Here is an 11,979-nt window from a genome sequence, read left to right on the forward strand (position 1 = left end):
GCACGGCACGGGTGCATCGTGTGCGGTGCGTGTTGCGCGCGCGTGTTGCCCTGTGGGCGTACGCGTTACGCGGGGCGCGGGCCGCTTCGGCGGTGAAGCGGCTGGTGGGAGGGGTTGCAGGGGTACGAGGACACTGTACGGGCCGTGGTCGGGGAGGGTGCCGTCACCCGGGGCGGCCGCTGCCTGCGGCGCTGTCCCCCACCCGCCCCTTCCCGCAACCCTGCCGGGGGCTCGGGGGGGGCACGTGCGGCACCTGCCCCGCCCTCGCGCGGTTCCCCGCGCCCCTGACGGGGCGCGGGGCTGTGCCGATGCGCGGCTCCGCCGCAGGCGAAGCGGTGCCCCCTCCCCCGGACCCGCTACTTCTCCGTGACGCCCGCCGAGTCGAACGTCGCCACCTCGTGCATCGCCCGCGCGGCGCTCTGCACCACCGGCAGCGCCAGCAGCGCGCCCGTGCCCTCGCCCAGGCGCAGGTCCAGGTCGACCAGCGGGCGCAGGCCCAGCTTGTTGAGGGCCGCCACGTGGCCGGGCTCCGCGCTGCGGTGGCCCGCGATGCACGCGGCCAGCGACTCGGGGGCGACCGCCCGTGCGACCAGCGCCGCCGCGCCCGCGCTCACGCCGTCCAGGATCACCGGCGTCCGCAGCGAGGCGCCGCCCAGGATCAGTCCGACCATCGCCGCGTGCTCCAGGCCGCCGACCGCCGCCAGGACCCCGATCGGGTCCGCCGGGTCGGGCTGGTGGAGTTCGAGCGCGCGCCGCACCACGTCCACCTTGCGGGCGTGCATCTCGTCGTTGATGCCCGTGCCCCGCCCGGTGATCTCGGCCGGGTCGACGCCCGTGTAGACCGCGATGAGGGCGGCGGACACCGTGGTGTTCGCGATGCCCATCTCGCCGGTCAGCAGGGCCTTGTTGCCCGCCGCCACCAGGTCGCGCGCGGTCTCGATGCCCACCTCGATCGCGGCGAGCACGTCCTCGCGGCTGAGCGCGGGGCCGGTCGTGAAGTCGGCGGTGCCCGGCCGCACCTTGCGCGGCAGCAGGCCGGGCGTGGCCGGGAGGTCGGACGCGACGCCCACGTCGATCACGCAGACCTCGGCGCCGACCTGCGTCGCGAACGCGTTGCAGACCGCGCCGCCGCCGAGGAAGTTCGCGACCATCTGGCCGGTCACCTCCTGGGGCCAGGCCGTGACGCCCTGCGCGTGCACCCCGTGGTCGCCCGCGAAGATCGCAACGGCGGCCGGCTCAGGGATCGGCGGCGGGCACATCCGCGACAGGCCGGACAGCTGCGCCGAGATGATCTCCAGCATGCCGAGCGCGCCGGCCGGCTTGGTCATCCGCTTCTGGCGCTCCCACGCCTCGCCGAGCGCCTTGGCGTCCAGCGGGCGGATGCCCGCGATCGTCTCCTGGACGAGGTCGTGCGGCTCCTCGCCCGGCAGGGCCCGGCGGCCGTACGTCTCCTCGTGCACGACCCAGGACAGCGGGCGGCGCTTGGACCAGCCCGCCTGCATCAGCTCGGGCTCCTCGGGGAACTCGTCGACGTAGCCGACGCAGAGGTACGCCACGACCTCCAGGTGCTCGGGCAGGCCGAGCGCACGGACCATCTCGCGCTCGTCGAAGAAGCTGACCCAGCCGACGCCCAGGCCCTCGGCGCGCGCCGCGAGCCACAGGTTCTCCACGGCCAGCGCCGAGGAGTACGGCGCCATCTGCGGCTGCGTGTGGCGGCCGAGGGTGTGGCGGCCGCCCCGGGTCGGGTCGGCGGTGACGACGATGTTGACCGGGGTGTCGAGGATGGCCTCGATCTTCAGTTCCTTGAACTGCTTCGCCCGGCCCTTGGGCAGCGACTTGGCGTACGCGTCGCGCTGACGCGTCGCCAGCTCGTGCATGGTGCGCCGGGTCTCCGCCGAGCGGATGACCACGAAGTCCCAGGGCTGCGAGTGGCCGACGGACGGCGCCGTGTGGGCCGCCTCCAGGACCCGCAGCAGCACCTCGTGCGGAATGGGGTCGCCGCGGAAGCCGTTGCGGATGTCGCGGCGCTCGCGCATGACGCGCAGGACCGCTTCGCGCTCGGCCTCGTCGTAGCCGGGGGCGGGCGGCGCGCCGACCTGCTCGTCGGCGGGCTGCTCGGCGACGGGGGCGGCGTCGGCCCCGGGGTCTACGGCTTCGGGGTCGACGGCTTCGGCCGGGGCGTCGGCGGGCGTGTCGGTGGGGACGACCGGGATCGAGTCCGCGGAGATCTCGGTCGGGGCCTCCTGCTCGTCCTCGGGCCGCGCGTCGAGCGGCGCCTCCTCCGCCACGGGGGCGGGGGCGGGGGCGGGGGCCACGGCTGTGACGGGCTCCTGCGGCGCGTCGGCGACGGCCTCGGCAGGGGCTTCGGCGACCTGGACGACGGCCTCGGTCCCGGGGGCCTGCGGCTGTGCCTCGGCCTCGGCCTCGGGAAGCGGTGCGACCGGTCCGCCGTCGCGCGGCGCCGGGACGGCGGCCGCGGCTTCGGCCTCGGCCTCGGGCTGGGCCTGGGGCTCCGGCTCCTGCGTCAGGTCCTCCTGGACCTGGGGTTCCTGGGCCCCGGTCTCCGCCTCGGCCGACTGCTCGGCCTGCTGTGCCTCGGGCTCGCCCTCGGCCGGGGCCACCGGCTCCTGGGCGGCGGGCTCCGGGACGACCGTTTCTGCTGGGGCGGCAGGGGCCTGCGGGACGATCGGACCCTGCGGGGTCTGCTGTGACTGCTGGGGTTCCACGGGCTCGGCCTGCTCGGCGGCCTCCGGAGATTCCAGCGACTCCGGCGCCTCCCGTACCTCCTGAGACTCCGTCGACTCCTGCGTCTCGGCCGACTCCTGCGTCTCCGTCGACTCCTGCGCCTCGGCAGACACGACCGGCTCAGCAGACTCGACTGCCGCAGACGGCTCCGCCGCTTCAGCGGGCTCCGCGATCTCGACGGGCTCTACGGCCCCGACAGGCTCCGCGGTCTCCACGGGCACTTCGGTCGCCTCGGGTACCGCAGACTGCGCGGGCGCTACGGCCTCCGGAGTCTCCCCGGGCTCCACGGGCTCCACCGGCACGGCCGAGGCGTCCGGCCCGGTCGGCTCGGCGGCCACGACCGGCCCGGCCTCCGCGACGGGCTCGCCCTGCGCACCGGACGCGGCGGGCCCGACAGGCGCGCTGGGCCCGACCGCCACGAGCGGCTCGACCGGCTCGACGGCGGCAACCGGCTCGGCGCCCTCGGCGGGCGCGACGGCCTGCACCGGCTCCCCCGGCACCTGGGCCTGCTCCGCCTGCACGGGCTGCGGCTGTACGGGATCCGCCTGTGCGGGCTCCGGCTGGACCTGCTCCGGCTGCGCCGCCTGCTGTTCCCGCGCCTGCTGTTCCTGCTGCGCCTGCGGAGGCTGCGGCGTCCACGGCTCGGCGGCCTGCGGCATCTCGCCGAGCTGCGGACCCGGCAGCGGCGCCTCGGCCGCCGTGTCGTCGCGCGGGACGTCGAAGTACTCGGGGCCGGTCGTGGGCGGTCCAGGGGTGCGCACGGGCATCCGGGTCGGCGGCGTGGCCGCGCCCGCGGGGCCCCGGTCGGCGAGCGAGCGCACGACGCCCACCGAGGGCTCGGGCACCGGCGGGCCCATGTGCAGCGGGCGGCGCACCGGGGCCGCGGCCTGCGGCTGGGCGGACGCCGACGCGGGGGCGGGCGGCGGGATGCGTACGCCACTGAGGTCGACGGAGCCCGAGTCGCGGCCTCCGACCTCGTGCGCGCCGGGCACGGACGCCTCGGCCGCCAGGTCGGCTGCGGGAGCGCCGGGGGCCATGGCGAACGCGGGCTCGGCGGGCGGCACGGGGGCAACGCCCTGTTCGGACGGGGACGGCTGCTCGGGCGACGGAGCCCGGTGGTCCGCGAACGGCGCCTGCGCCACGAGCCCGTCGGCGCCGGGCAGCCCCTCGGGCGCGAACGCCTGCGCGGGGTCCTGCGCGGACGCCTGGGCGGGCACCTGCATCGAGGCCTGGGCCTGCGCGGTGTCCTGTACGAGCCGGGAGACGAGCCCCTGGGCGGGATCCTGCACCTGTGCCTGCGCGGCGTCCGGCACCTGCGCCTGGGCCGGGACCTGGGCCGGGACGGCCACGGACGGGGGGACGACCTGCGGGTCGCTCCACGCGCCCTGCGCGCCGGGCATCAGCAGCAGGTCGTCGTCCTCCGCGGTGTGCTCGGAGGGGTCGAGGAAGGTGTACGCGCCAGGGGCGGGGGCTCCCGGCTGCTCCACCATGCCTGCGTTCTCCGGCAGTCCCTCAGCCGGGACCTGGCCGGTGTCAGTCATGCGTACCCCTCGCCCATCGTCAGTGCTCCTTCGGCCCATCGTCCGGTACGTCCGAACGCGGCGCGGCTGACGCCCGTCAACAACAACGAGCGCGCCCACCGCGCGGCACGAAAACGGCACGAACGGCACGCGGACACCATGCATTGTCGCGGCCGTTCGCCCGCCGTGGCAGCCACTTGCACCACGGCCCGCTGTGGACTGCGCCACGTTGCGCGTCCCCCGGATTCGCCGTACCACACAAGGGGCAAATGCGGGCCCCTCTTCCGGGTGTTCGCGTTCGATCGATCTCGAACATCCGGGCGGTACAACGATCGGCCAGCCTACCCCGCTCAGCGGTCCAGGCGCCGCCCGGCCACCAGGAAGACCACGGTCCGCTCCCGCTCCGACCAGGCGTTCGGGTCGAGTTCGACCGACTGGAGGAGGGCGCACTCGACCTCGTACCCGCCGTCGGCGAGCGCCCTCCCGAGCGCCTCCGCCTCGTCCCGGTTGGCGGCGTGCGTGACGATCCGTTCGGGACGGCGGTCCGCGCAGGCCGTGACGACTCCGGGGCCCCCGCCGCCGATCCGTACGACGTCCGGCTCCGGCAGGCTCTCCAGGACGTGCGGGGCCGTGCCGTGCACGACGTCGATCCGCACGCCCGCGCGGCTGGCCGCGGCCGCGGTGCGGGAGCAGGCGTCCGCGTCGCCGTCGACCGCGAGCACGGCCGCGCCGAAGCGGGCCGCCTCCACCGTGAAGGCGCCGCCGGCCGAGCCGATGTCCCACACGAGGTCGCCGACGCGCGGTCCGAGGCGGGCGAGTTGGGCGGCGCGCAGCCCGGGTGACTGCCCCTCGCCGTGCGCCGTACCGCCGTACGCGTCGAAGGGCAGTGCCCAGCCCCGCACCGAGGATTCGGGGTAGCCGGGGTCGTGGCCCGCGAGCCAGCTGTTGTCCCGGGCCGCCGCGGTACCGCCGCCGCCGATGACGATGACGACGTTGGGGTCGCGCCAGGCGTGGTCGGCGGCCTTGTCCGAGGTGAGGACGGAGACCTGTTCGCGCTCGGTGCCGAGCTCTTCGCAGATCACGAAGGTGCGGTGGACGCCGTCGAGGAGCAGGGCGAGTTCGGCGGGTCCCGCGCCAGGGGAGGTGAGGACGGCGACCTTGCTGTGGGCGCGGCAGACGTTGACGGCGCGGCGCAGGGTGCGCCGGTTGGCGACGACGATCTGCGCGTCGTCCCAGGGCATGCCCGCGCGGGCGAAGGCCGTCGCGACGGCGGACACGGCGGGGACGACCTCGACTTCGAGGCCGTGCTCGGGGGCGCGCAGGGAGCGTACGACGCCGAAGAAGCCCGGGTCCCCGTCGGCGAGCACGACGGCGCTGCCGCGGTGGAGGGCGATCCTGCGGGCGGCGAGGTCGACGCTGCCGAGGCGGATCCGCTCGGCGCCCGGCGGCACTTCGGGGAGCACGAGGTGGTGTCCCGCACCCGCCACGAGGGTGGCTGCCGAGAGGGCGGACCTGGCGGCGGGGGTGAGGGGTGAGCCGTCCCAGCCGATCACCGTGACCCGGTCGGCCATCGTCGTCGTTCTCCAGGGGCGTGAGGGGGCAAAGGGGCGAAAGAACCGCAGAAGGGACTGCGGGGGCTGGTGGGGAGCGTATCCGCTGTCAGTTCCAGTCGGCGAAACCGGCGAGGCTGCCGTTCCCGTAACCGCCGTTCCCGTAACCGCTGACTCCGTAACCGCCGTTGTCGACCAGTTGGTCGGCGACGCCCTCCAGGTCCTCGGGGAGCAGGCTCCAGACGATGAGGTCGGTGCGGATGTCGGTCCAGCCGCCGTCCTCCGTCTGCGTACGCGCTATCCAGGCGTTGCGCAGGACGCCCTCGCTGATGCAGCCGGTCTTCTGGGCGACCTGCTGGGCGGCGGTGTTGTCGGCCGCCGTGCGCAGTTCGACGCGCTCGAACCCGCGGTCGCGGAAGAGCCACTGGGCGACGGCGAGCACGGACTCGGTCGCGTAGCCCTCGCCGCGCGCCCAGGGGGCGGTGACGTAGTGGACCTCGGTGGCGAGGGTGCGCCAGTCGGTGTTGGTGAGGCGCACGGTGCCGACGAGGCGTTGGGTGAGGAACTCCGTCACCGCAAAGACGATTCCTCGCCCCGTCCTGCGCTCGGTCAGGGTCCCGGTGCGCACCCAGTGCTCGGCGTCGGCCGCGGTGTAGGGGTGGGGGGCGGCGGTCCAGGCGGTGACCGCCTCGTCGTTCATCATCTCGACGAGGGTCGGGACGTCGGCGTCTTCGAAGGGGCGCAGCACCAGCCGGTCCGTGCTGATGGAGACGGACGGAAGGGTGGAAGTCATGCGCAGCTCCATACCGAAGACCGTTGTGCGGCGTGCGGGCCGCGAAGGTTCGTCAAGGGCACAGCATGCAGCATGGGGCGGCGGCCGTGCATGGCCGGGTGGCGCGACGGCGCCCCGGTCACCGCGGAGGGTGACCGGGGCGCCGCTCGGGGGCCGCTGGCGGGTCCGGTTACTTGACCGGGCCGAAGGCGGGGATGACCGCGCCGTCCTTGTAGGTGTCCTCGATGAACTTCTTCACCTCGGGCGAGTTGAGGAGCTTGGCGAGCTTCTCGACGCGCGGGTCCTTCTCGTTGCCCTCCTTGACCGCGAGGAAGTTGGCGTAGGGGTTGTCCTCGCCCTTCTCCAGCACGAGGGCGTCGGTGGACGGCTTGAGCTTGGCCTCGATGGCGTAGTTGCCGTTGACGACCGCGGCGTCGACCTCGCTGATCGCGCGCGGGATCGTGGCGGCCTCCAGCTCCTTGAACTTCAGGCCCTTCTTGTCCGTGACGTCGGAGAGCTTGCCGTTCGCGCCCACGCCGTCCTTCAGCGTGATCAGGCCGTTGTCGGCGAGGAGCTTGAGCGCGCGGCCGCCGTTGGTGGTGTCGTTGGGCACCGCGATGGTCTGGCCGGACTTGATGTCCTTCAGGCTCTCCAGCTTCTTGGAGTACAGGCCCAGCGGCTCCAGGTGCACGTTGACGACGGGGACGATGTGGGTCCCCTTCTTCTTGTTGAAGTCGTCGAGGTAGGGCTTGTGCTGGAAGAAGTTGGCGTCGACCTGGCCGCTCTCGGTCGCGGTGTTCGGCAGGACGTAGTCCGTGAACTCCTTGACCTGGAGTTTCAGGCCCTCCTTCGCGGCGAGGTTCTTCTCGACGAACTTGAGGATGTCGCCGTGCGGCGTCGGGTTGGCGGCGACCACCAGCGGCTTGGACGTGTCGGCCTTGGCGCCCGATTCGGTCTTGGCCTTGGGGTCGGAGTCGGTGCCGCAGGCGGTGAGGCCGAGCGCGAGGGCGGCGGCGACGGCGGTGGTCGCGGTGATCTTGATCGAGTTACGCACGAAGAGTGCCTCTTTCTTGGATGTACGGATGTACGGGGTGGTCGCCCGGACAAGGAGTGCGGGCTCTGCGGAGAAGAAGTGCTAGGAGGCGGTGCGGCCCCTGCGGGCCAGCAGCCGCACGGTGAGGTCGCCGATCAGCTGCACCACCGTGACGATGACGACCAGGACGATCACCGTGGCGATCATGAACTGGTTGTCGAAGCGCATGTAGCCGTTGGTGATGGCCTCGGCGCCCAGGCCGCCCGCGCCGACCGCGCCCGCCATGGCGGAGTAGCCGATGAGCGCGATGACGGTGGTGGTGGCGCCGGACACGATCGACGGCAGGGCCTGCGGGAGCAGCACCTTCCAGATGATCGTCGGGATGCCGCCGCCCATGGCCTGGACGGCCTCGACGAGACCCTGGTCGACCTCGCGGATCGCCGTCTCGACGAGGCGCGCGAAGAACGGGATGGCGCCGATGGAGAGCGGGACGATCATCGCGGAGGGCCCGATGAACGTGCCGACGAGCCAGGTGGTGAACGGGATCAGCGCGATCAGCAGGATGATGAACGGCAGCGAGCGGCCGATGTTCACGATCACGCCGACGACCTTGTTCACCACGGCGTTCTGCAGCAGTCCGCCCTTGTCGGTGAGGACGAGCAGCACGCCGAGCGGCAGTCCGCCCGCGACGGTGACGACCGTCGACCACAGCACCATGTAGAGGGTGTCGATGGTCGCCTGCTCCAGCACCGGCTGCATTTCGGACCAGGTCACTTCGCGACCTCCTTGACCGGGCCCTGGGCGGGCACGTTCGGTTCTTCGTCGACTACCTCGACCTGGAGGCCCTGCTCGCGCAGGAAGCCGACCGGGACGACGTTCTCCTCGTAGTGGCCGGGCAGTTCGATCCGCATGCGGCCGATCTGCTTGCCCCCGACGGTGTCCATCGCCGCGCCGAGGATCGAGATGTCGATGTTGTACGTGCGGGAGAGCTGGGAGATCACCGGCTGGGTGGCGGCCTCGCCGTGGAAGGTGACGTCGACGACCGTGCGGCCGGGGCCCGATGCCCCGCCGCCGACCGGGAACAGCTCGGCGGCCAGCTCGGAGCCGGGCGTCGCGAGGAGTTCGCTGACGGTGCCGGACTCCACGACGCGGCCCTTCTGCATCAGCGCGGCGGAGTCGCAGATCGTCTTGACGACGTCCATCTCGTGCGTGATGAGCAGGACGGTCAGGCCGAGCTGCTGGTTGAGGTCGCGCAGCAGCTGGAGGATGGAGCGGGTGGTCTCCGGGTCGAGGGCGCTCGTCGCCTCGTCGGAGAGGAGGACCTTGGGGTCGCCCGCGAGGGCGCGGGCGATGCCGACGCGCTGCTTCTGGCCGCCGGAGAGCTGCCCGGGGTACGCCTTGGCCTTGTCGGCGAGGCCGACCAGGTCGAGGAGTTCGAGCGCCTTGCGGGCGCGCTCGGCGCGGGTGACGCCGAGGATCTCCAGGGGCAGTTCCACGTTGTCCTGGACGGTGCGCGAGGACAGCAGGTTGAAGTGCTGGAAGACCATGCCGATGCGGCTCCTGGCCTGGCGCAGCTCCTTGCCCGCGCGGCGGCCGCGCCCGGCGAGCGCCGTGAGGTCGGTGCCGTCCACGGTCACGGTGCCGGACGTGGGGCGCTCCAGCAGGTTGACGCAGCGGATGAGGGAGGACTTGCCGGCACCGCTCTGGCCGATGACGCCGAAGACCTCGCCCTCGCGGACGTGCAGGTCGACGCCGTCCAGGGCGGTGACCTCTCGGCCTCGCGAGTTGTAGACCTTTCTCAGGCCCGTCGTGGTGATCACAGGGGGGTTTCCGTCACTGTCGAGTGCGCGGCGAAGCGGGGCGTACCGGGCACGGGGCATGGTGGCTGAAAGACGCGGCACGGCAGGGCGCGTGCGCGGGGGCAGGCTCGCGCTCGTACGGGATCGGTGTACGGAACACGGCGTGACTGTCGGTCTCGCTTCGGGGCGCGAGGCTCAGGCAGGGGCCCTCAGAAGGCGCACATTCGACACATACAACGAGCACCGGGCGTCGTGATCGCCTCGGTCGCAAGGGTGCGGCTGCTCGTCGTGGTCATGCTTGAAAGTAAAGCAGACATTCACACGAGTCGATCAGAACTGTCCGAATACCGGACAGACGTGGTCCATGCTTCAGTCCGTCCGCTCGCCGGGCTTCGGCCGCCCCGAGCCCATTCCGTCCGCCCTGACCTGCGTAAACATAGACGTGATGCGCATGTGGCCGATGTGGTGAGCAGCCCGGCCGGCGGGCGCGCTGTGGTCAAGGCCACGGCTCGACGGGGCCGGCACCGGCCCGCGCGCGGGCCGCCGCTCCCCCCGTAATACCCTCGCTTCCATGCTTGTCGCCCTGACGGTCGCGCTCTCCGTGGCCGCGCTCGCCCTCGCCGCCTGGTGCGGCTTCGCCGCCTACCGCGACCAGCCGACGAAGGACTGGCACTTCATCGCGATGGCCGTCGTGTCGGTGCTGGCCCTGGCGCAGCTGGTGGTCGGCATCGTGCAGCTGGCGCGCGGCGAGGAGCCCGCGCAGGGCAAGACGCTCTTCATCGCCTACCTGCTCGGTTCCTTCGCGACCGTGCCCGCCGCGGCCTTCCTGTCCCTGGCCGAGCGGACCCGCTGGGGCTCGGCGACGGTGGCGGCGGGCGCGGTCGTGCTGGCGGTGCTCGAAGTGCGGCTCTACGACATCTGGGGAGGCTGACCGTGGCGAAGGACCGCTCGGGGGCGAACCGCTCCGGCCTGGCCAAGGGCCCCGGACTGCTGGTGGTCTGGCTGTACGGCGTGATGTCGGTCGGCGCGGTCTCGCGCACGGCGTACGAGATGCTCACCAAGTTCGACGAGGCGCCGCTCGCGTACACGCTCTCCGCGCTCGCCGCGCTCGTCTACGTCTTCATCACCTACACGCTGGTGCGCGGCGGCGAGCGGGCCCGCAAGGCGGCGCTGGTGTGCTGCGCCGCCGAGCTGGTGGGCGTCCTGACCGTGGGCACCTGGACGCTGCTGGACCCGTCCGCCTTCCCGGACGCCACGGTCTGGTCCGACTACGGCATGGGGTACGTCTTCATCCCGGTGGTCCTGCCGGTCACCGGGATCCTGTGGCTGCGCGGGGCACGTACGCGGGCCCCGGCCCCGGCCGCGTAGCCGGGCCTCAGGCGCTGGCCGCGTAGGCCGCGTCCCCGCGCGCGTCCTTCTCCAGCAGGAGCAGCCGGACGCCGTCGCGGCCCGTGGTGTCGCCGACCATCGCGTACCCCGCCTTGCGGTAGAGCCGCAGGTTCGGCTCGCTGAGGTGCCCGGTGTGCAGCCGGAACCGCTTGGCGTGGCGCTGCGCGGCGAGCCCCGACTCGGCCGCCTCCAGCAGCCGGGCGCCCAGGCCGTGGCCCTGGAGCCGGGGGTGGACGCAGAGCTTGCCGATCCGGCCGGTGCCGTCGGGACCTTCGGGGTCGAGGGCACCGCGGACCGCTCCGACCACCTCCTCGCCGAGCCTGGCCACGTAGACCAGGTCGGACGCGACTTCCGCACGGAGCGAATCGAGGCTCTGGACGAGCGGGTCGATCCGGTAGTTGCCGTACAGCTCGGCCTCGCTCTGGAAGCAGAGGTACTGGAGCTTGAAGATCTGCTCGACGTCACTCTCGTCCGCCGCTGAGATGGTCACGCTCATGCCCATGTGCGCATGCCTCCACTCACCTGGTCCACCAATGGTCTACCGCTCCTTTCCCCGCCGTTCAGGAGCCGCAACCTCCGCCGCCAGCATTCTGCGCAGACATCCAAGGCATCGGGAACGCATCGGCCCCAAACTCCCCTGTGACATACCCAACTCCCCTGCGATCTCACGGTAGGTCGGGTCGTTCGGGGACAACATCGCGGTCAGCAGCCGAGGACACCGTCCGGGTGTCCTGCCCACCGCCCTGCGCACGGCCCTGCGCCGCTCGGCGACCAGCACGGCCCGTTCGGGCGCCCCGGCGTGGTCGGCGGGGACCGCCGGGTCTCCCCCGAGGTCGAGCGGCGCGGCCGGATCGGCGGCGTACGGGATCTCGCGGGCCGCCGTCCTGCGGGCACGGCGGGCCTCGGCGCGGACGGCGGAGCGCACCCAGCGGGCGGCGTCGGCGGGCGGGCCCTGGCAGTCGAGGCGTTCCAGGAGCCTGAGCCACACGGCCTGTTCGAGGTCGCCGGGCTCGACGGCGGCGGCCGGTGCCTCGGCACGGGCCTCGGCGACGAGCAGCGGGCGCAGGGTGCGCAGGAGGCGGTCGTGCGGTGCGGAAGGCCCGGAAGACACGGAACGTGCGGAGATCGTCATGTCCGGACGGACGGAGCCGCGGCCCCGGGCGGTTGCCGT

10 protein-coding genes are annotated in these 11,979 nt (G+C 73.1%); 2 read left to right on the plus strand and 8 right to left on the minus strand.

The features are described 5' to 3' along the window. Positions 1 to 356: 356 nt before the first annotated feature. From cobT to ACIBNE_RS26755, 6 genes are all read right to left on the minus strand, one after another. Positions 357 to 4,286 carry a nicotinate-nucleotide--dimethylbenzimidazole phosphoribosyltransferase gene (cobT, locus tag ACIBNE_RS26730; protein ID WP_399275765.1) on the minus strand — a complete coding sequence of 1,310 codons (3,930 nt, stop codon included), beginning with the start codon at positions 4,284 to 4,286 and terminating at the stop codon, positions 357 to 359. Positions 4,287 to 4,615: 329 nt separating this feature from the next. After that, on the minus strand, positions 4,616 to 5,836 hold the full coding sequence (cbiE, locus tag ACIBNE_RS26735) for a precorrin-6y C5,15-methyltransferase (decarboxylating) subunit CbiE (RefSeq protein ID WP_399275767.1): 1,221 nt from the start codon (positions 5,834 to 5,836) through the stop codon (positions 4,616 to 4,618). A gap of 88 nt (positions 5,837 to 5,924) precedes the next feature. After that, the gene (locus ACIBNE_RS26740; protein WP_399275769.1) at positions 5,925 to 6,608 is read right to left on the minus strand and encodes a GNAT family N-acetyltransferase; all 684 of its coding nucleotides are present in this window, start codon (positions 6,606 to 6,608) and stop codon (positions 5,925 to 5,927) included. 169 nt (positions 6,609 to 6,777) lie between these two features. Further along, on the minus strand, positions 6,778 to 7,641 hold the full coding sequence (locus ACIBNE_RS26745; protein ID WP_399275771.1) for a MetQ/NlpA family ABC transporter substrate-binding protein: 864 nt from the start codon (positions 7,639 to 7,641) through the stop codon (positions 6,778 to 6,780). An 81-nt stretch (positions 7,642 to 7,722) separates the two neighbouring features. Continuing rightward, positions 7,723 to 8,394, minus strand: coding sequence for a methionine ABC transporter permease (locus tag ACIBNE_RS26750; RefSeq protein WP_399275773.1), 672 nt, complete (start codon positions 8,392 to 8,394; stop codon positions 7,723 to 7,725). Continuing rightward, the gene (locus ACIBNE_RS26755; RefSeq protein ID WP_399275775.1) at positions 8,391 to 9,440 is read right to left on the minus strand and encodes a methionine ABC transporter ATP-binding protein; all 1,050 of its coding nucleotides are present in this window, start codon (positions 9,438 to 9,440) and stop codon (positions 8,391 to 8,393) included. The genes ACIBNE_RS26750 and ACIBNE_RS26755 overlap by 4 nt, the downstream gene beginning before the upstream one ends. 550 nt (positions 9,441 to 9,990) lie before the next feature. Between ACIBNE_RS26755 and ACIBNE_RS26760 the strand changes: the two genes are divergently transcribed. Continuing rightward, a complete protein-coding gene (locus ACIBNE_RS26760) occupies positions 9,991 to 10,350 on the plus strand; it encodes a hypothetical protein (protein ID WP_399275777.1) in 360 nt (119 codons plus the stop codon). Between the two features lie 83 nt (positions 10,351 to 10,433). Further along, on the plus strand, positions 10,434 to 10,787 hold the full coding sequence (locus ACIBNE_RS26765) for a hypothetical protein (protein ID WP_399276294.1): 354 nt from the start codon (positions 10,434 to 10,436) through the stop codon (positions 10,785 to 10,787). Positions 10,788 to 10,794: 7 nt separating this feature from the next. Here the strand turns inward: ACIBNE_RS26765 and ACIBNE_RS26770 are convergent, their stop codons facing one another. Then, complete coding sequence (locus tag ACIBNE_RS26770; RefSeq protein WP_399275779.1) at positions 10,795 to 11,310, minus strand: GNAT family N-acetyltransferase; 516 nt, start codon at positions 11,308 to 11,310, stop codon at positions 10,795 to 10,797. 36 nt (positions 11,311 to 11,346) lie between these two features. After that, positions 11,347 to 11,940 (minus strand): sigma-70 family RNA polymerase sigma factor, encoded by a 594-nt coding sequence (locus tag ACIBNE_RS26775; RefSeq protein ID WP_399275781.1) that lies wholly within the window; start codon positions 11,938 to 11,940, stop codon positions 11,347 to 11,349. Between the last annotated feature and the right edge of the window lie 39 nt (positions 11,941 to 11,979).

It is taken from the genome of Streptomyces sp. NPDC050504 (genome assembly GCF_044458065.1).
Classification (GTDB): domain Bacteria; phylum Actinomycetota; class Actinomycetes; order Streptomycetales; family Streptomycetaceae; genus Streptomyces.

Bases quoted from the DNA above. Each gene is read 5' to 3' on its own strand.
- cbiE (WP_399275767.1), bottom strand. From the start codon at position 5,836: ATGGCCGACCGGGTCACGGTGATCGGCTGGGACGGCTCACCCCTCACC.
- ACIBNE_RS26770 (WP_399275779.1), bottom strand. From the start codon at position 11,310: ATGGGCATGAGCGTGACCATCTCAGCGGCGGACGAGAGTGACGTCGAG.
- ACIBNE_RS26765 (WP_399276294.1), top strand. From the start codon at position 10,434: ATGTCGGTCGGCGCGGTCTCGCGCACGGCGTACGAGATGCTCACCAAG.
- cobT (WP_399275765.1), bottom strand. From the start codon at position 4,286: ATGACTGACACCGGCCAGGTCCCGGCTGAGGGACTGCCGGAGAACGCA.
- ACIBNE_RS26760 (WP_399275777.1), top strand. From the start codon at position 9,991: ATGCTTGTCGCCCTGACGGTCGCGCTCTCCGTGGCCGCGCTCGCCCTC.
- ACIBNE_RS26740 (WP_399275769.1), bottom strand. From the start codon at position 6,608: ATGACTTCCACCCTTCCGTCCGTCTCCATCAGCACGGACCGGCTGGTG.
- ACIBNE_RS26775 (WP_399275781.1), bottom strand. From the start codon at position 11,940: ATGACGATCTCCGCACGTTCCGTGTCTTCCGGGCCTTCCGCACCGCAC.